This window comes from Amphritea opalescens, from assembly GCF_003957515.1.
GTDB lineage: Bacteria > Pseudomonadota > Gammaproteobacteria > Pseudomonadales > Balneatricaceae > Amphritea > Amphritea opalescens.
Map to the genome: position 1 here is coordinate 89,279 of NZ_RQXW01000010.1, position 18,236 is coordinate 107,514.

16 protein-coding genes are annotated in these 18,236 nt (G+C 50.2%); 7 read left to right on the top strand and 9 right to left on the bottom strand.

Annotated features, from left to right (window positions below; genetic code table 11):
- Window positions 1–60 precede the first annotated feature (60 nt).
- Window positions 61–1,203: a DUF3095 family protein gene (locus tag EH243_RS12285; RefSeq protein WP_126158965.1), complete on the top strand. Its 1,143-nt coding sequence runs from the start codon at window positions 61–63 to the stop codon at window positions 1,201–1,203.
- 6 nt (window positions 1,204–1,209) lie between these two features.
- On the opposite strand, the gene EH243_RS12290 is transcribed toward EH243_RS12285, so the two are convergent.
- Entirely contained in the window at window positions 1,210–2,181 is a 972-nt protein-coding gene (locus EH243_RS12290) for a zinc transporter ZntB (protein WP_126158966.1), read from the bottom strand.
- Between the two features lie 686 nt (window positions 2,182–2,867).
- Here EH243_RS12290 and EH243_RS12295 point away from each other — a divergent pair.
- Complete coding sequence (locus EH243_RS12295; RefSeq protein WP_126158967.1) at window positions 2,868–3,602, top strand: glycerophosphodiester phosphodiesterase family protein; 735 nt, start codon at window positions 2,868–2,870, stop codon at window positions 3,600–3,602.
- A 457-nt stretch (window positions 3,603–4,059) separates the two neighbouring features.
- On the opposite strand, the gene gmhB is transcribed toward EH243_RS12295, so the two are convergent.
- The 3 genes from gmhB to glyQ all read right to left on the bottom strand — a co-directional run bounded on the left by gmhB (window position 4,060) and on the right by glyQ (window position 7,778).
- Window positions 4,060–4,620, bottom strand: coding sequence for a D-glycero-beta-D-manno-heptose 1,7-bisphosphate 7-phosphatase (gene gmhB, locus EH243_RS12305; RefSeq protein WP_126158969.1), 561 nt, complete (start codon window positions 4,618–4,620; stop codon window positions 4,060–4,062).
- Window positions 4,621–4,713: 93 nt separating this feature from the next.
- The gene (glyS, locus tag EH243_RS12310; protein ID WP_126158970.1) at window positions 4,714–6,804 is read right to left on the bottom strand and encodes a glycine--tRNA ligase subunit beta; all 2,091 of its coding nucleotides are present in this window, start codon (window positions 6,802–6,804) and stop codon (window positions 4,714–4,716) included.
- Window positions 6,804–7,778, bottom strand: a complete 975-nt coding sequence (gene glyQ / locus EH243_RS12315) for a glycine--tRNA ligase subunit alpha (RefSeq protein WP_126158971.1) — start codon at window positions 7,776–7,778, stop codon at window positions 6,804–6,806. Before glyQ ends, glyS begins: the two co-directional genes overlap by 1 nt.
- 281 nt (window positions 7,779–8,059) lie before the next feature.
- On the opposite strand from glyQ, the gene EH243_RS12320 reads away from it, so the two are divergent.
- A complete protein-coding gene (locus EH243_RS12320; protein ID WP_126158972.1) occupies window positions 8,060–8,944 on the top strand; it encodes a lysophospholipid acyltransferase family protein in 885 nt (294 codons plus the stop codon).
- A gap of 65 nt (window positions 8,945–9,009) precedes the next feature.
- On the opposite strand, the gene EH243_RS12325 is transcribed toward EH243_RS12320, so the two are convergent.
- Genes EH243_RS12325 through def form a run of 5 tightly spaced genes read right to left on the bottom strand, consistent with a single transcriptional unit; the run spans window position 9,010 to window position 14,659 of the window.
- Window positions 9,010–10,458 (bottom strand): TrkH family potassium uptake protein, encoded by a 1,449-nt coding sequence (locus EH243_RS12325; protein WP_126158973.1) that lies wholly within the window; start codon window positions 10,456–10,458, stop codon window positions 9,010–9,012.
- Between the two features lie 12 nt (window positions 10,459–10,470).
- Complete coding sequence (gene trkA, locus EH243_RS12330; RefSeq protein ID WP_126158974.1) at window positions 10,471–11,847, bottom strand: Trk system potassium transporter TrkA; 1,377 nt, start codon at window positions 11,845–11,847, stop codon at window positions 10,471–10,473.
- Between the two features lie 41 nt (window positions 11,848–11,888).
- The gene (rsmB, locus tag EH243_RS12335) at window positions 11,889–13,187 is read right to left on the bottom strand and encodes a 16S rRNA (cytosine(967)-C(5))-methyltransferase RsmB (protein ID WP_126158975.1); all 1,299 of its coding nucleotides are present in this window, start codon (window positions 13,185–13,187) and stop codon (window positions 11,889–11,891) included.
- Complete coding sequence (gene fmt, locus EH243_RS12340; protein WP_126158976.1) at window positions 13,184–14,149, bottom strand: methionyl-tRNA formyltransferase; 966 nt, start codon at window positions 14,147–14,149, stop codon at window positions 13,184–13,186. The genes rsmB and fmt overlap by 4 nt, the downstream gene beginning before the upstream one ends.
- 3 nt (window positions 14,150–14,152) lie before the next feature.
- Window positions 14,153–14,659, bottom strand: a complete 507-nt coding sequence (gene def, locus EH243_RS12345) for a peptide deformylase (RefSeq protein WP_126158977.1) — start codon at window positions 14,657–14,659, stop codon at window positions 14,153–14,155.
- A 142-nt stretch (window positions 14,660–14,801) separates the two neighbouring features.
- Here def and EH243_RS12350 point away from each other — a divergent pair, with 142 nt between their 5' ends.
- The 4 genes from EH243_RS12350 (at window position 14,802) to tsaC (ending at window position 18,212) form a co-directional block, all read left to right on the top strand.
- A complete protein-coding gene (locus tag EH243_RS12350) occupies window positions 14,802–15,845 on the top strand; it encodes a LysM peptidoglycan-binding domain-containing protein (RefSeq protein WP_126158978.1) in 1,044 nt (347 codons plus the stop codon).
- 35 nt (window positions 15,846–15,880) lie between these two features.
- Entirely contained in the window at window positions 15,881–17,023 is a 1,143-nt protein-coding gene (gene dprA / locus EH243_RS12355) for a DNA-processing protein DprA (protein ID WP_126158979.1), read from the top strand.
- Between the two features lie 113 nt (window positions 17,024–17,136).
- Window positions 17,137–17,649 (top strand): 5-(carboxyamino)imidazole ribonucleotide mutase, encoded by a 513-nt coding sequence (purE, locus tag EH243_RS12360; RefSeq protein ID WP_126158980.1) that lies wholly within the window; start codon window positions 17,137–17,139, stop codon window positions 17,647–17,649.
- 5 nt (window positions 17,650–17,654) lie between these two features.
- The gene (tsaC, locus tag EH243_RS12365; RefSeq protein ID WP_126158981.1) at window positions 17,655–18,212 is read left to right on the top strand and encodes an L-threonylcarbamoyladenylate synthase type 1 TsaC; all 558 of its coding nucleotides are present in this window, start codon (window positions 17,655–17,657) and stop codon (window positions 18,210–18,212) included.
- Window positions 18,213–18,236: the final 24 nt, after the last annotated feature.

An 18,236-nucleotide genomic window follows, 5' to 3' on the forward strand; every position in this document is an offset into this window, starting at 1 on the left:
TGCCTGCCCCGCCGTTGTCACCGAAGATGATGACTTAAACGATATTGACGGTAAACACAGATGAATAATTTTTATTGTCAATTAGAGGGTTTTTCCGACATCACCCAGATGGTGGATGATCAGTTTTACCAGCCTGTTCCCGATGATTGGTATGTCTCTGTTGTCGATGTCCGCGGTTCTACCGAGGCGATTGAACGGGGTAGCTATCGGGATGTTAACTTTATGGGGGGCGCGGCGATCACGGCTCACCTTAACCTTGTTGATCATGAGCTGCCCTTTATTTTCGGGGGGGATGGTGCGGTGCTGCTGGTGCATGAGAGTATGCGTGAATCCACTCTTAAGGTACTGCAGTCGCTGAGTTATTACGCCAAAGAAATGTTTGATTTAGAGCTTCATGCGGGGATGGTATCGGTCAAGGTGCTGCGTGCGATGGGCAAAGATCTACAGGTTGCCAAGTATGTGTCCGGCATGGGCTTTGCTCAAGCGATGTTTAAAGGCGGCGGTATTACATTGGCTGAGACGCTGGTGAAAACCGAACCTGAGTTTCGTTGTGAACCCGCGGCCCGTTTTGAGAGTACTGAGGTTTTCTCGGGGCTGACGTGCCGCTGGAAGCCGATCCCTTCGGGTAAGGGTGTCACCTTGTCGATACTGATTCAACCGGTCGGTGACGACTATCAGGTGTTGCCAGAAGTGGTGACAAAGCTGAAGGCTATCCTCGGTTCATTTGAAAACGCTAACCCCGTGCGGATGGAAAATGCGCGTTATTATTCGGTAATAGAAAACTTAAAGCGACAAATGAAAATCTCAAACGTTGGCTTTAACCTGACCTTTGTTAAGGAGGTTATTACTATTTTGGTGGGGGCCCCCTTTTTCAATTTAGGGCTCTTTAAGTTCATGCCGGGCGCCAAGCAATATATCGAGCATACGCCGCTACATTGTGACTTCAAAAAGTTCGATGACACTCTGAGAATGGTGCTCAACTGTTCTATCAATCAACATGAGGCAATCGAAAGCTATCTGAGTTCGGTGAGTCTAGCGGGCCAAGTGTGCTACGGCATCAAGGTTTCTGATGCCGCACAGATGACCTGTTATGTTGAGAGCATGACCGATGGCGGCCATCTACATTTTGTCGATGGCACCGATGGTGGTTATGCCCTCGCCGCGAAAGCGCTTAAAAAAGCGCTTAGTTTGCATGCCTCATGAGGCGCGTTAAAACCAGTTTTTCCGTTTAAACAGCCATAGCTGAATGCCCACCGTGATGGTCATAAAACCACTCACGATCCAAAAGGCCCAAGGATTTTCGGCACCGGGCATTCCGCCGACATTGATACCGAGTAGTCCGGTAAAGAACCCCAGCGGTAGAAAGACAGCCGCCACCAGTGACAGCAGATACATGCGACTATTCATCTGTTCTGCTAAGCGGTTGGATAGTTCCTCTTGAGCAACGGCTGCCCGATCTCGGGCGGAATCCAAATCTTCAATATAGCGAATTAGCGTATCGGTCACTTCACGCAGCTGTTGTTGGTTATCTTCCGTTAGCCAAGCGATTCGCGTTTGGTGCATCTGCAACAGTGCATCGCGCTGTGGCGCGAGGTAGCGTCGCAGAGAGATGACGATGCGGCGAACGGCAGATATTTTATTTCTCAGATCATAGCTACTAGAACTAACCAGCTCCTCTTCGATTGAATCCACGGAGTCTTCAGTCTCGTTGATGGTCTCCTGCATCCGAACCATCAATGCGGCGGAGATCATCGTTAAGAAATCACCGGGGTTGGTGGGGCCAGCATTGGCCGCTAAGGCGTCGACCATATCTTTGGCTGCGAGCATATAGCGTCGACGGGTACTGATAATACGTGTCTTATCAATCCAGATGCGAATGCCGACCATATCCTCAGGGTCAGAATCAGGACTGGCGTTAACACCGCGCAGCGCAATCAACAAACCTTCCCCGACCTGAGTTGTTCGCGGGCGACTCTCCTCGGTGAGCAATGCGTCAATGACCACCTGATCGAGCTGACTGTTTTCAATAATCCATCGTTGCGTGTCAGCATGGGTATAATCAAAATGTAGCCAGCTCACTCTGCCCTCGGGTAAAGGGGCATTAAGATCGTCGCCGGTGATGACATCACCGCCGCCTTTACCATCGAGAGAGTAACCATAAATCAATCCGGTGTTTTTCATAAAAGTCTCAAATCCAGTAAGTGCCGCTGAGGATCGCGTCGGCTTTAAACATGCAGACAGAATAGCAGTGCTAAAGTTGCTTGTGCTAGCGGTTAATCTGCACGGGTTACAAAAGGGATCATTTTTTAACGGAGTGGCCCTATTTTTCTATCTTGAAGTCACAATGCTTTCGAGGGCACGCTGTCGGCGTCTCAGTTTCTATTAGCGGAGCGACTTGTTAAGCCTAATGAATTGCATTGATGGGTTGTAGAAAAGCCAGCACAAGCCTTCTCAGGAGGAGGTTTTTTGTGGGTGATGCGGATTTTTTCTGTGCTTTTTCTCTATGTGGATAGTCTTCTTAGGCTTGGCTCTTGAGTGCTACAAGTTGACTTCTAGGCAAGGTGGTTTAAATGACAGCGGCCTTGCTGCGAAATAAACGACGGTCGTGATAGATTTAATGGCCGGCTCACACTAATGGGGTTTAACCTCAGAGTGTCATAATGGAAACGTCGCGCTTTGTTAGTGTTAGTTGAAATAACGATGTTGGTTTTTTGTGAGCACCGTTATTATCGATGCTTGCCGTTAGCCTTTAGATCACTTAACAGGTGATCCCATTAGCGAAGCATGATGGTTTTTATATCGGTATAGATGCGAATCATTTTTGCAGCGCTCAGATCACAACAACCTATTAACGGAAATGTTTCAGCATGAATAGTTCAGCGGCACGGGTTATGGGACATCGAGGTGTTCCCAGTTTAGCGCCCGAAAATACCCTCGGTGGTTTTATCAAGGCGATTGAGCTGGGTGCTCGTTGGTTAGAATTAGATGTGACCCTGCTTGGTGATCTGACCCCTGTTGTGCATCACGACAATAGCCTTGACCGTTGCAGTGATGGTTCGGGATTGCTTAGTCAATTAGCGCTCAAAGATTTAGATAATATTAATAATGCTGCCCTCTTTCCCGACTGGCCGTTTGAGCCTGTGCCCACCCTTAAAGATGTACTGGTGTTGCTCATGCAAAAGGGGGTGGGATTAAATCTCGAAATTAAACGGCATCAGTTTTCCTCAGCGCTGATCAGTCAGATCGTGGTTGATCAGCTGCTGCAACACTTCCTCTCTGATAAATTGGTGGTATCCAGTTTTGATGTGGAGGTACTTGCCGAGTGTTTGCGGTTAGCGCCTGAGATTCCTCGTGGGCTGATTTGTAGTCGCCTGCCCTCTGATTGGCAAAGCTTAGCGCTGGAGCTTGAGTTAACAAGCATTCATTGTGATGGTCGTTATTTGAATCAGGCCCAAACTCTGGCGATTAAAGATCAAGGCTATCGCCTCTTCTGTTGGACCATCAATGATGCACTGTTAGCCGACAGATTATGGGGTTGGGGTATTGATGGTTTGATGACGGATTATGTTCAAGATTTCATTCATTACTATGATGATCAGTAAGAGGCTTGCCGATGCCCAGTTAGCTCTCGTGAGCAACTAGGCTGTTCGTCAGGTAATGCTCGATCTAGGCTTTTTGCAGATGTGGCGGCGTAATCTTTAGGTTTGTTCAATCGGGAATGTCGTTTCCAGTCTATCCGGATCTCGTGTGTATCTTCTTGGCTGTGTCCATCAAACCATTCTTTATCAGCACGCCATGTATTTTTAAGGCAGTTTTCTTCAGTCGATTCAGGTCGCCGAAGTCGGGTTTATATCCCGAGTTAAGGGCTGTTTCCCTCTCTTCCAGTTCAGTATCTAGATAGTCTAGCAGTTTTTTTGAGCACCCTGTGCAGGGGCCATTGCATAGATCTTTCATTGGAGTGTCGAAAGGAATAGCGGTACGGATGTCCGCTATTAGCTTTCTCATGGCGATGTCAGTGTCAGGTTTTTTAGTCATCAGTCTATGTTCCACGTGAAACCTTTAGTCTTCTGGTACGTTCTCCTCGTAGATGATATGTAGCGCAGCCGCTTTCAAATCATCGACTATGATGGTGTTTTCCGGCAGTCCTCCCTTGGCGATTGTCCGCTCCCCTTTGCCTGTTCGTACCAAAATAGGCGGGCAGCCTGCAGCGACGGATGCTTCTAAATCTCGAAGGGAATCCCCCACGGTGAAAACATGGGCGGAATTGATGTCTGGATAGCAGCTCAATATATGCTGATAGAGCCCTGGCTTTGGCTTGCGGCAGTAGCAGTTATCTTCAGGTGCATGAGGGCAGAATTCGATTTTAACGATACGTCCGCCCTGCTCTTCAACCAGCTGTATCATTTTGTGGTGCATCTCATGAAGCGCGTCAATGTCGAAATAACCTCGGGCAAGGCCGGATTGATTCGTGGCTATGCAGACATCAAATCCTGCCTTGGTTAGGCGTGCGATCGCTTCAATACTGCCGGGCAAAGGGCGCCATTCGTCAGCCGATTTAATGTACTCATCGGAGTCATAGTTAATGACGCCGTCCCGATCTAAAATAACTAATTTGAACACTTCGAAGAATCTCGCTGCAATCGATTAAAATTAAGATATAAAAAAGCCGGTTAAATAACCGGCTTTTCTTGCTCTGCTAAACGCTATGACGTATTAGCTGAGGGCTGAGATATCGGCGACACCTAGGAACAGGTTGCGCAGTTGTTTCAGCAAAGCTAGTCGGTTATTTCTTACCGCTTCATCATCCGCCATTACCATCACTTCGTCAAAGAACTTGTCGACGACAGGACGCAATTCTGCAAGCTGCTCGAGTACTTCTTTGAAGTTACCTTCTGCAAAGAGCGGTGCCAGCTGAACGGTTTTCTCGGCAACGGCTTTAGCCAGTGCTTTCTCCGCATCTTCCTGCAGAAGCGCTTCAGACACGCTGTCGGCAACAGTAGCATCCTGCTTGCTAAGGATGTTAGATACCCGTTTGTTGGCGGCTGCTAAGGCATCAGCTTCGCTCAGTGTGCGGAAGTGACTGACCGCTTGTACTCGCTGGTTAAACTCTAGCGGGCTGGTTGGGCGCAATGCGTGAACGGCTAGATAAGCTTCGATCGCAATGCCTTCATCGTCATACCATGCACGGAAACGTTCGAGCATGAAGTCAGTGATGCGGGTAACGAGGCCGTCTTGTGCTGGAAGGTCTTGGTAGTTGTTGGCGGCTACTTGAATCAGATCTTCTAGATCTAGATTGAGTTGGCGTTCAACAATGATACGCAGCACACCTAAGGATGCGCGACGCAGTGCGAACGGATCTTTAGAACCGGTGGGTGGCTGGTTAATACCGAACAGTCCGGTCAGTGTGTCGAGACGATCGGCTAGTGCTACTGCGATACCCGGTTCACTTTGTGGCAGTTCGTCGCCAGAGAAGCGCGGCATATATTGTTCGTTTTGTGCCTGCGCAACACCTTGGTCTTCGTCATCGTTTAGGGCGTAATGGTAACCCATCAGTCCTTGCAGATCGGTAAACTCATAGACCATATCGGTCATTAGGTCGGTCTTTGCAAGCATCGCGGCGCGCTCTGCTTTCGCTTGATCCTGCCCTAATTTAGCGGCGATATGTTTAGCCAGTGTCGCAACGCGCACGGCCTTGTCATGGAGTGTGCCGAGGTCTTTCTGGAAGACGATAGACTTCAGGTCTTCGATGCGAGATTCAAGCGTGCGCTTCTTATCTGTTTCAAAGAAGAATGCCGCATCAGCCAAACGTGGTCGAATAACTTTCTCGTTGCCTGAAATAACTTGGGCTGGATCGGTCGATTCAATGTTGGCGATGGTGATGAAAAACGGCATTAACTGGCCGTTGTTATCGGTCAGGTGGAAGTACTTCTGATGCTCTTTCATGGAAGAGATCAAAGCTTCGGCGGGCACGTCTAGGAAGCGTTCGTCGAAGCGTCCTGTTAGTGCAACCGGCCATTCATTTAGAGCGGTTACTTCGTCTAGTAGCTCTTCATCGATCTGGGCGATGCCGTGAACCGATGCCCCTTCCGCTTCCACTTGAGCGCGAATCTTTTCGCGGCGCTCGTCAAAGTCTGCGATGACCATGCCGACGCTTTCTAGATTTTCTAGGTATTCGTTGGCTTGGTTGAGTTCAATGTCGTGGTTGTAATGGAAGCGATGACCGCGGGTGTTGCGCCCTGCTTTCAGGCCAAGGATCTCACACTCAATCACTTGATCGCCCATCAGCATGACGAGCCATTTAACCGGACGAACAAACTCAGTGCGTGATGCTCCCCAGCGCATGCGCTTAGGAATTGGCAGTTTGCTTAGCGCATGTTCGATAATAGCGGGCAGTTCGTTGGCAATAGCTTTGGCCGGTAGCGATTGGCTAAAGCACATTTTTCCGTCGATCTCTTCTAGGTTTTCTACGTCAGTACCGCACTTACGTGCGAAGCCTTGTAGTGCCTTGGAAGGTGCGCCCTGCTCGTCAAAAGCGATGCGTGCCGGTGGCCCCTGCATTTGAAAAGTGCTGCTTGGGATCTCGTCAGCGAGGTTGTTGATCAGCAAAGCAAGGCGACGAGGTGCTGCGTATGAGTGGACCTTTGTATCGGTAAAGAGCGCTTCTGCTTGTTTGCCAAATAGCTCTTTAATGCCGGCGATCACTTCTTTTTCTAGGGCCGCTGAAAGTGTTTTCAGTGCCTTCGGAGGAAGCTCTTCGGTGCCAAGTTCGAATAGGAAGTCCTGACGGTTAACGGAATCAGTCATTACTTGCTCTCCTCTTCACAGGCGGCTAATACTTCGTTGCGGATGCTTTCTGCGGCGAGTGGGAAGCCTAGGCCTTTACGGGTATTGAAATAGGCGTGGGCGACACCGCGGGCTAGTGTACGAACGCGTAAGATGTAGCGCTGACGTTCCGTCACTGAGATAGCGTGGCGTGCATCCAATAAGTTAAATGTATGAGAAGCTTTCAGTACCTGCTCATAGGCAGGCAATGGCAGTGGTGTGTCCAGTGCTAGCAACTTATTACACTCTGCTTCGTGGTGATCAAAGTTTTTGAATAACTGAGGCACGTCGGCATGTTCGAAGTTGTAAGTGGATTGTTCAACTTCGTTCTGGTGGAATACATCGCCATAGGTGACTGGACTGCCGTCTGGGTTGTATGACCAAACGAGGTCATAAACGCTTTCGACATCCTGCAAGTACATCGCAATTCGCTCAAGACCATAGGTGATCTCGCCAGTCACTGGGTAGCATTCAATACCACCCGCTTGCTGGAAATAGGTGAACTGTGTCACTTCCATGCCGTTCAGCCAAACTTCCCAGCCCAGACCCCAAGCACCTAACGTAGGTGATTCCCAGTTGTCTTCGACAAAGCGCACGTCATGGACGTTTAGATCTAGCCCCATACGCTCTAACGAACCAAGATAAAGCTCTTGGAGATTGTCTGGCGACGGCTTCATGACTACTTGGAATTGATAGTAGTGTTGAAGGCGGTTTGGGTTTTCGCCGTAGCGGCCATCGGTTGGACGGCGGCTAGGTTGCACGTATGCGGAGTTCCAAGTTTCAGGACCGATAGCGCGCAGAAAAGTTGATGGATGGAAGGTGCCTGCGCCAACTTCCATATCCAGTGGTTGCACTATTACACAGCCCTGCTCTGACCAATACTCTTGCAGTGCCAGGATCAGCCCTTGAAAGGTGCTTGCATCCGGTCTCGCTTTATCTGTCACTGAGATCACCATTATGAATCTGTTTGTACAAAAATAGAGCGAAATTATACACGAAATAGCGGGGGTAAGAGTGGTCACATGCGAGAATGCGCTGGTTTTTCTGCTGAAGAATGTGGCTAAGTTCTTTTTATATATAGTCACGGCTTAGCTGGGTGATTGTTTTACGGTTTCTTGGTTTGACGTTTGCGCGAGTTAGTCTTTTACTTGTTGGTCATTATATAATCCGTCCACTACTTCTGATGCTACTTCAGGCGTTTCTTTAAATCTGTCATCTTGATGTAAAAGGGTTCCACGTGAAACATTTTAAAGGCTGGCTCTCCGTTGGAGTGTTGTATCTGCTTGCTGCTCTCCCCCTCTCGCTTGCGCAAAAACTGGGTGAGTGGGTAGGTTTACGTATCTATAGAAAGAAAGGTAAGAGCTATCAAATCACCCAGAAAAATATCGATTTTTGCTTTCCTGAATTAGATGTCGCCGCTAAAGATGCGTTAGTTAAAAAGAGCCTGGTGGAAACCGGTAAGCTTGCAGGTGAGATGGGAGTGTCTTGGATCTGGAGTCCTGGCCGTGTAGCGAAAAAAATTCGCAAGGTACATAGCGAAGAGGTGATGGCTGAGGGCTTAGCCAAAGGGAAAGGTGTTATTTTGATTGCGCCCCATCTAGGTAACTGGGAAGTGCTAGGGCTTTATCTGAGTGTTCATTACAGCATTACCTCAATGTATCGACCACCGAAGCTTGAGCAAATGGATCGGCTGATCAAGAAGAAGCGTGCTCGCATGGGATCGAAAATGGCACCGGCCAACGTGAAAGGTGTGCGGATGTCGATGAAGGCGTTAAAGGCTGGGGAGGTGTTGGGTATGTTGCCCGATCAAGAAGCCGATGAGGGTAGCGGTGTTTTCGCCCCCTTCTTCGGTCAAGAGGCTTATTCGATGAAGCTGTTACCGCAACTCGCAGCCCAAACAGGCGCAGTGGTTGTATCGGCTTACGCTAAACGGTTGCCGGGCGGTCAGGGGTTTGAAATCTTTTTCGATCGTGTGTCCGCGGAGGTTAATGAGAAAGATCTGCTGTTGTCGGCGACGGCGATGAACGCGGCGGTTGAGGCTTGTGTTCGAGAGGTTCCTGAACAGTACCAGTGGGAATACAAGCGCTTTCAACACCGGCCTGATGGCACAAGGCTGTATTAATCGAACGTAAAAAAGGGGCTCATTCAGGGCCCCTTTTTTATTGCCGTGATGGTGGCTCTTGGTGGTTAGCGTTTCCAGAACGAAGGCGTAAACAGAACCAGTAGCGTAAACACTTCTAATCGGCCTAGCAGCATGGCGAAGGTTAATACCCATTTAGCGGGTTCATTCAGGTCGCCATAATGGGTTTCGACCTCGCCTAAGCCTGGGCCTAGGTTGTTGAGGGTGGCGCCTACCGCAGACCATGCTGTGACTTGATCGAGTCCTGTGCCGAGCAGAATAATCAGCATCACCAAGAAGACGATTAAGTACACCGAAAAGAACCCCCAAACCGCTTCGAGGATGCGATCGGGAATAGGGTCTTTGCCTAGCTTAACCGGTATCACCGCGTTGGGGTGGATCAGCCGTTTTATCTCACGCTGCCCCTGTTTCAGAATAAGTAAAACGCGGATCACTTTCATGCCGCCGCCGGTCGAGGCCGCACAGCCGCCGACAAAGGCTGCCATAAAGAGTAAGAAGGGCAACATGACTGGCCACTTGGCAAAGTCAGCGGTGGCGAAGCCGGTGGTGGTGGCAATTGAGACAACTTCAAAAATAGCTTTGCGAATTGATTCGGCGGGCGGATATGTTTCGGTTGTCATTAACACGACGGATGATAGGCAGGTAATGCTGAACAGTATCGTTAGGTAGAACTTGAACTCCGGATCTTTCAGGTAGTGTGTAATGCTGCGCTGACGCCAAGCAAAGAAATGTAGGCCAAAATTCACCGCCGACATCACCATAAAAAAGGTACAGATCGCTTCGATCAATGGGCTATCAAAGTAGCCGATGCTGGCATCATGGGTCGAGAATCCGCCGATCGCCACCGTCGAGAAGCTATGGCTGATGGCATCAAATAGAGTCATGCCGGCCAACCAATAGCCCAGGGCGCAGGCGACCGTCAGTGATAGATAAATATACCAGAGTGCTTTGGCGGTCTCAGTGATGCGAGGGGTGAGCTTGCGGTCTTTAACGGGGCCTGGTGTCTCGGCGCGGTATAGCTGCATACCGCCGATGCCGAGCATTGGCAGAATGGCCACGGCTAAAACGATGATCCCCATCCCGCCAAGCCACTGTAGTTGTTGGCGATAAAAAAGGATCGATTTTGGTAGATCATCAATGCCGGTCATGACGGTGGCACCGGTGGTGGTTAGCCCCGAGAGTGATTCAAATACCGAATCGACCACCGATAAACCTGGGTCGTGGGAGAGCATAAAGGGGATCGCCCCGAAAAGCCCTAGCACCACCCAAAACAGCACTGTGATGAGGAAGCCGTCGCGGGTTCGTAGGTCATCTCTGGCTCGATAGACGGGAGCCCAGATAACGAATCCGGTTAGCAGTGTAATGACGAAGGCGGAAATAAAGGCCGAGTGGGAGCCGTCCTGATAACCGTAGGAGATCGCGAGTGGCGGCAACATGGTGAAGCTGAATATCATCAGCAGCAAGCCGAGGATGCGGAGGATTACCCTGTAATGCATGACTATCTCCGATCAGAAGAAACCGAGGCCAACCTGAAACAGGCGCTCGACTTCGCTGATCTTACGTTTATCAACCAGGAATAGAATTACATGATCACCATTCTCGACAATAATATTATCGTGGGCGATGAGGAATTCGTCGTTACGAACGATGGCGCCGATGGTGGTTCCTGTCGGTAGAGCGATATCTTCGATCGCTTTGCCCACTACTTTTGACGTCTTTTTATCCCCGTGCGCGACGGCTTCTAATGCTTCCGCAGCGCCTCGTCGCAGTGAGTGGACAGCAGCCATATCACCTCGACGCACGTGGGTCAGCAGACTGCCGATGGTGGTTTGCTGTGGAGAGATCGCAATATCGATCACTCCCCCCTGCACGAGATCGACATAGGCTGGGTTGTTAATCAGCGTCATGACCGTTCGAGCACCGAGCCGTTTAGCCAGCATTGAGGCCATGATATTGGCTTCATCATCATTGGTCAGGGCGCAGAAAACATCGGTGTCTTCGATATTTTCTTCTAGCAATAGTTCTTTATCCGATGCGCTGCCCTGCAACACAATGGTGTTATCCAGTCGTTTCGCTAGGCTGTTGCAGCGGCGGATATCCCGCTCAATAATTTTAACCTGATACTTATCTTCAATGTTTTGCGCCAGCCGTGCGCCAATGTTACCGCCGCCGGCAATGATAATGCGTTTGTAGGGGCGGTCGATACGGCGCAGTTCACTCATCACCGAGCGAATATCTTTTTTCGCGGCGATAAAGAAAACCTCATCATCGGCTTCGATAACGGTTTCGCCTTTCGGAATGATCGGTCTGTCCTTGCGGAAGATGGCGGCAACTCGGGTCTGAACCGCTGGCATATGGGAGCGCAGATAAGATATTTCTCGGCCAACCAGCGGACCGCCGTAATAAGCCTTAACGGCCACTAACTGAGCGATACCGTCGGTGAAATCGAGCACCTGGAGTGCGCCGGGGTGTTCTATTAGGCGGCGTACATGTTTGGTGACCAGTTCTTCTGGGCTGATCAAAACATCGATAGGGATCGATTTATCGGTGAAGATCGCTTTGTTCTTGAGGAGATAATCATGCTCTCGCACACGGGCGATCTTCGTGGGGGTGTTGTAGAGCGTTTGTGCTATCTGGCAGGCGATCATATTGACTTCGTCACTATTGGTCACTGCGATGAGCATATCGGCATCTCGCGCACCAGCCTGCTCGAGAATAGAAGGATGAGAGGCTTTGCCTTCAACAGTACGGATGTCTAAGCGGTCCTGAAGCTCTCTTAACCGACTAAAGTCAGTATCAACAATGGTAATGTCGTTAGCTTCACTGGCAAGGTTTTCGGCCAATGTGCCGCCCACCTGCCCTGCTCCAAGAATAATAATTTTCATATATTAATAACTCTCCGATCAGTTGGCGGGGATCGCCTGCCCTAAGTCTGATCTTTTAACAGTACTGCATAATAAAAGCCATCATGCCCCTGCGGCTGAGGAAATAGTTGACGGCCAAATGGTCGCTCTATACCCCAATCGGCCTCGATTGGGTGGTGGCATGCATCTAAGTGTAGCTTGGTGAAGCGTTCCACGACGCGTTCATTTTCTTGCGGGAAAACTGAACAGGTTGCATACAGTAGTCGACCACCGGGTTTAAGCAGTTGCCAGCAGTTTTTCAGAATGGCTAATTGTATCTCAGCTAGCGCCTTAATATCTTCGCTTTGGCGCAAGTGTTTGATATCAGGGTTGCGGCGAATAACACCTGCTGCCGAACAGGGAGCATCAACCAAAATGCGGTCATATTGAAGGCCATCCCACCAGGTGTTGGTGGCGGCATCGCCAATAATGACTTCAGCATCAAGGTTGAGGCGGCTTAGGTTTTCTTCAATTCTAACCGCCCTCTTGTCTTCTAGTTCGATGGCGGTGACCTGCTCTAGGTCGGGTTGGTGTTCGAGTATATGGCACAGCTTGCCTCCGGGGGCGGCGCAGGCATCCAGAACCCGTTGGCCGGGTTGAAGATCAAGCAGATCGCTGCTGAGCTGTGCGGCTTCATCCTGAACACTGACATAGCCATAAGCAAAGCCGGGTAGCAGGGTGACATCGACCGGCGATGCTAATTGAATGCCAACCGCAGAGTAAGGGGTGGCTGATGCGGTTATATCGGCATCATGGAGTTCTTGCAGATAGGCCTCGCGGCTAGTTTTTTGCTGATTGACCCTGAGAGTCATCGGGGGTTGTTGATTGTTTTGCTGCAGAATATCTTCCCAGTGGTCGGGCCAGTTATGCTGTAGCTTGGAAATCATCCATTGAGGGTGGTTATAGCTAAACTCAGGGTTGTCACCTAGCTGTTCAAAGAGGCTCTCTTGCTCCCGCTGCAGGTTGCGTAGCAGTGCATTAATAAGGCCTTTCGCCCAACCTTTATTCAGTTGTGCGGCCGCTTCAACGGTTTCGCTAATCGCCGCATGAGCTGGCACGCGCATCTCTAAATGCTGATAAAAGCCCAATAACACCAGTGCGTAGAGGTCTTGATCTTGGGGTTTGAACGGTTTTTTCAGTAGCTGATGGGCGAGGCAGGAGAGCTTGGGGAGCGAGCGCATCGTGCCGTAGCAAAGCTGTTGCAGCAACGCCCGATCGTTTTCATGGCATTGTTGCAGCGCTCTCGGGAGTGCTGTATTGAGCGATTCTTTACGGCCGATAACAGGACCCAAGGCTTGGGCGGCAATAGCGCGGATATTCATTCGCTTAGACCTAGCTCCGTGCCGTTACTGAAAAGCTCTTTTTTCGAGTTGAGGACCGCACTGCTGTCCATCGCTTTGCTGCCGGGTAGTTGGATTTTCAGTAACCTTACGGTGCCGCTACCGCAGGCAACGATGATCGCTTTTTTATCACAACCCACCACAGTGCCAGGTTTAGCGCTAGATGGCTCGTCGCCGACTTCAGCAAACCAGACACGAAGGGTCGCACCATTAAGGGTGGTGAAGGCGACCGGCCAAGGAGATAGCCCGCGAACCTGACGGGCAATATCGGTTGCTGGTTGCTGCCAATCGATATTGCCTTCCGCTTTTTCCAACTTATGGGCGTAGCAGGCTAGGCTGTCGTCTTGGGTTTCATGGGTAATCGTTTGGTTGGCGATGGCAGGCAGGCTGTCTAATAGCGCCTGTGCGCCGATCTCTGCGAGACGGTCATGGAGCTCGCCGCTAGTGTCGGTCGGTTTGATCGGGCAGTCCCGCTTAAGTAGCATCGCGCCGGTATCCAGCCCTTCATCCATCTGCATGATGGTGACGCCGGTTTCACTATCCCCTGCCAGTAAGGCGCGGTGAATAGGTGCAGCACCCCGCCAGCGTGGTAGAAGAGAGGCATGTACATTGATACAGCCCAGTGCTGGCGCATCGAGCACAGCCTTAGGTAGCAATAATCCATATGCCACCACGATCATCAGGTCTGCTTGGAGTGACGCTAGCTGTTCACGATCCTCCGCCAACTTAAAGTTGAGTGGCTGGTACACAGGAAGATCGTGCTCTAAAGCGACTTTTTTAACCGAACTGGGGGTGAGTTTTCGGCCCCGCCCTGCTGGTCGATCCGGCTGGGTATAGACGCCGATAACCTGATGACCGGCATTTAATAGTGCCTGAAGGCTCGCAGCGGCAAAATCGGGTGTGCCGGCAAAGAGGATGCGCAATGGTTTGGCTGTATCGGACATGCTTTAAACCTTCTGGCGGTGCAGTTTATCCAACTTGCCGCGGATACGATTACGTTTCAGTGGCGAGAGGTAATCGACAAACAGCTTGCCTTCAAGATGGTCGATCTCATGTTGAATACATACGGCCAGCAGATCATCGGCTTCGAGTGTGTACTCTTCACCGAATTCATTGTGGGCGGTGAGACGGACCTTATTGGGCCGAACGACGTCTTCATAGAAGCCGGGAACCGAAAGGCAGCCTTCTTGCATGCGCTCAGTTTCTTCAGCCAGCACCTCGATATGAGGATTAATAACGACTAAAGGGTTATCTTTCTCTTCAGAGGTATCTATAGTAATGATACGCTGGTGAACGTTAACCTGCGTTGCCGCTAAGCCGATGCCGGGTGCGTCATACATGGTTTCAAACATATCTTTGACCAGTTGACGCAGTTCATCGTTAAATTCGGTAACCGGCGCAGCAATGGTGCGCAGGCGTGGATCAGGAAATTCGAGTATTGGAAGTAATGACATGGTCGCTTGAAAACAAAAGGGTTGAAAAAAAAGAGCACTAGAATCGATAATCTTTCCATTATACTGATATAGATACACAATGTATTGCCGATACTGTTATAGACTCTCAAAAACATGGCGGTCTGGAGACAAGGATTAAATAATGAAACAACTGGTAGCAGGTTTTCTGGGCGCTCTAGTGGTATGTCTTGCATTAATCGCCCCGGCTCAGGCCGAGGTACGCAAAGATACCCTAGCGTTGCAGGACAATTATCCGAAAACTTATGTCGTCGTTAAAGGTGATACGTTGTGGGATATTTCTGGGATGTTCCTGAAGTCGCCATGGAAGTGGCCGCAACTCTGGGGCTACAACCAGCAGATCGATAACCCGCACCTTATCTATCCCGGTGATATCTTAACCCTCAAATGGGTTGATGGTCAGCCACGCTTAGTGCTTAACGATGGCATTATTCGCTTGAGTCCAAAAGCTAAAGTGACGCGGTTGAAAGATGCGATTCCAGCCATCCCTCTGAAAGATATTAATAGCTTCCTGTCCGATAACATTGTGATGGATAGTGATGAACTGACCGGCGCGCCTTATATCGTGGGCGGCACTACGCAACGGATTGTTGCCGGAGCCGGTGATCGAGTATATGCCCGCGGTGTCTTGGTGGGCGATTATAGCCGCCAGAATATCTACCGCCCTGCTAAAGAATATATCGATCCTGTGACCGACGAGCATCTGGGTTTTGAGATGTTCAAAATCGGTGATGCGGTGGTGGCGAACAAGAAAGGCGATATTATTTCGTTAGACTTGCGCAAAACCAGAGAAGAGGTGTCGGCGTTAGATCGTGTTTATCCTAGCCCAAAAGAGTCCATTCAATCTGTCTTTTACCCTAAAGGGCCTGAGGACGAGATCAATGGTCGTATTCTTTCGGTACTGCGTGGCGTGCGTCAGGCCGGACAGTATGATGTCGTAGCGATTAACCAAGGGATGCGTGAAGGGCTGAGTCCGGGTCATGTGTTGACGATCTTTCGGGCCGGTGAGGTGTTGAAAGATCCTCTTACCAATGAACTGATTACCCTGCCAACCGAAGAGTCGGGCATGTTGATGATCTTCAAAGCCTACGACAAAGTGAGTTATGCGCTGATACTGAAGGCAACTGATATTGTCTCTATTGGTGATGAAGTACACAGCCCAGAATAGTTTAATGTTTATGTGTCGATGGACAAGGAGTGTCCATGCAAGATCATATCCGAGAGTGGATCGCACTCGCTGAGCTGCCCAGCATTGGCTCAGCGGTGTTGCTCCGGTTGATACAGCAGTGTTTACCGGATGTTAGCCCTGACAGTATTAACAAAACGCCTCAATCGTTGCTTTATCTAGGCAACGATCAGCTGAAGTCGCTCAACCTATCCGCTAAAACTATTCGTCATATCCGCGCCTTTCAAGCGGGCGACTGGCCTAGCCCTGAATACTTGCAGAGCATTAAGCGCTGGTTACAGCAGCCGGACAACCACCTACTGACCTATGTTGATGATGACTATCCTGCGCTACTTAAAGAGATCCCTGATCCGCCACTGCTGCTCTATGTCAGCGGTAATCCCGAGGTGTTGCATCTACCTCAGTTAGCCATGGTGGGTAGTCGGTCCGCTAGTCGTAACGGTATCGCGTTGAGTAGCGCCTTCGCGAGGGACCTAACGGCGGCAGGGATGACCGTGACCAGCGGCCTCGCACGGGGTATCGATGGTGCCGCACACGCTGCCGCGGTGGCACTATCAAAACCTACCGTGGCGGTATTGGGCTCAGGATTGATGAATATTTACCCGCGACAGCATCAGGCTTTAGCGGCCGATATCATTGCCCAAGGAGGCGCGCTGGTCTCTGAATACCCTTTAGAGATGCCGCCTTTGGCGCATAACTTCCCTCGACGTAATCGGATTATCAGTGGTTTGAGCGCCGGGGTACTGGTTGTTGAAGCGGCTAGGCGCAGTGGTTCGCTGATTACGGCTCGCTTGGCATTGGAGCAGGGGCGGGAAGTGTTTGCGCTCCCCGGCGCGCTGAACAATCCTCAGAGCCATGGCTGTCATGATCTTATCCGTGAAGGGGCCACGTTGATTGAAACCAGCGCTCAGATTATCGAGCCGCTAGCCAGCTTACTCGGTAGCTACTGCTATGATGAGAAACGCCCCGAAGCCGAGTCGGTAAAATTGAACGATAACGAGGCTAAGTTATTGGATCAAATGGGCTATCAACTGGTGACATTAGAGCAGCTTGTGGCTGTCACTGGAATGCCGGCTTCAGCCCTGTTACCACAGCTAGTGGCCATGGAATTAGCGGGTTATATCGAAAATACCCCCGATGGTTATCAACGACTGATCTAAACGGCTGTAGATCCCGTAAAAACCGGTCAATTTACGTGGTTGAAAGTTGTACAGTTTTAGGATACTTTGCCACGTTTTCCCGATTAAACTAACTTCACAATATGAAGGCGATCATGACTAAACCATTTGTAGCAATCCTAATGGGGTCCGACTCTGACCTGCCAACTATGAAGGCTTCGGCTGACGTACTGCGCTCTCTCGAAGTCCCTTTTGAGATGAAAGTAAGCTCTGCTCACCGTACACCGGTACAGACCCACGATTACGTTAAAGATGCGGATCAGCGCGGTGCTGTTGCTTTTATCTGTGCAGCAGGTATGGCAGCTCATCTAGCGGGTGCTGTGGCAGCTAATACCACTAAGCCTGTTATTGGCGTGCCTATCGAATCCTCTTTGGATGGTTTGGATGCCCTTCTGTCGACCGTACAGATGCCTGGTGGTATTCCCGTTGCGACCGTAGCTATTGGTAAAGCCGGCGCTAAAAATGCAGCTTATCTAGCATCGCAAATCGTTGCCGTACAGGACCCAGCGCTAGCTGAACGGATCAAAGCTGACCGTCAGGCGAATACCGACGCGGTCATTGCTAAAGATAAAGCCTTGCAGGAAAGATTGGCCAACGGCGAGTTCTGATTGTTATGGGTTGGTGGCATATTCGTCAAGCCGTTAGAGCGATGCACCAAGGGGGTGTCATCGCCTATCCTACCGAAGCGGTTTGGGGGCTTGGCTGTGACCCTTTCAATGAAGCAGCGGTTTATCGCTTGCTCGCGATTAAGCGTCGGCCGGTCGCCAAAGGTTTGATTTTGGTGGCCTCATCGGTCGAGCAAATACAGCCGCTGCTGGATAATCTTGCGCCAGAAGACCGCACGCGGGTAACCGCTTCCTGGCCCGGTCCTGTGACTTGGGTTTTACCTGACCCTGATAATCTTATCCCCTATTGGATTAAAGGAAATCACGCCTCTGTTGCTGTGAGAGTGAGCGATCACTATCAGGTCAAAAATCTTTGTGAGGCGTTTGGTTCGATGATTGTCTCCACATCAGCTAACTATTCAAATAGAGATGCTGCAAGGGATAAGCTTAAAGTAAGTATTCACTTTAAGGATAAAGTTGATGCTATCGTCCCTGGCGAGTTAGGTGAACTGAGTCGACCAACTAAAATCTACCGTTTGGATAGTGATCAACCGGTAAGAAGTTAAATCAAATAACAGTGGGTGATCACT

What these genes read in the sequence shown, in the direction of transcription:
- EH243_RS12285 (WP_126158965.1), top strand. Translation starts at nt 61, where the DNA reads ATGAATAATTTTTATTGTCAATTAGAGGGTTTTTCCGACATCACCCAG.
- EH243_RS12290 (WP_126158966.1), bottom strand. Translation starts at nt 2,181, where the DNA reads ATGAAAAACACCGGATTGATTTATGGTTACTCTCTCGATGGTAAAGGC.
- EH243_RS12295 (WP_126158967.1), top strand. Translation starts at nt 2,868, where the DNA reads ATGAATAGTTCAGCGGCACGGGTTATGGGACATCGAGGTGTTCCCAGT.
- glyS (WP_126158970.1), bottom strand. Translation starts at nt 6,804, where the DNA reads ATGACTGATTCCGTTAACCGTCAGGACTTCCTATTCGAACTTGGCACC.
- glyQ (WP_126158971.1), bottom strand. Translation starts at nt 7,778, where the DNA reads ATGGTGATCTCAGTGACAGATAAAGCGAGACCGGATGCAAGCACCTTT.
- EH243_RS12325 (WP_126158973.1), bottom strand. Translation starts at nt 10,458, where the DNA reads ATGCATTACAGGGTAATCCTCCGCATCCTCGGCTTGCTGCTGATGATA.
- trkA (WP_126158974.1), bottom strand. Translation starts at nt 11,847, where the DNA reads ATGAAAATTATTATTCTTGGAGCAGGGCAGGTGGGCGGCACATTGGCC.
- rsmB (WP_126158975.1), bottom strand. Translation starts at nt 13,187, where the DNA reads ATGAATATCCGCGCTATTGCCGCCCAAGCCTTGGGTCCTGTTATCGGC.
- fmt (WP_126158976.1), bottom strand. Translation starts at nt 14,149, where the DNA reads ATGTCCGATACAGCCAAACCATTGCGCATCCTCTTTGCCGGCACACCC.
- def (WP_126158977.1), bottom strand. Translation starts at nt 14,659, where the DNA reads ATGTCATTACTTCCAATACTCGAATTTCCTGATCCACGCCTGCGCACC.
- EH243_RS12350 (WP_126158978.1), top strand. Translation starts at nt 14,802, where the DNA reads ATGAAACAACTGGTAGCAGGTTTTCTGGGCGCTCTAGTGGTATGTCTT.
- dprA (WP_126158979.1), top strand. Translation starts at nt 15,881, where the DNA reads ATGCAAGATCATATCCGAGAGTGGATCGCACTCGCTGAGCTGCCCAGC.
- purE (WP_126158980.1), top strand. Translation starts at nt 17,137, where the DNA reads ATGACTAAACCATTTGTAGCAATCCTAATGGGGTCCGACTCTGACCTG.
- tsaC (WP_126158981.1), top strand. Translation starts at nt 17,655, where the DNA reads ATGGGTTGGTGGCATATTCGTCAAGCCGTTAGAGCGATGCACCAAGGG.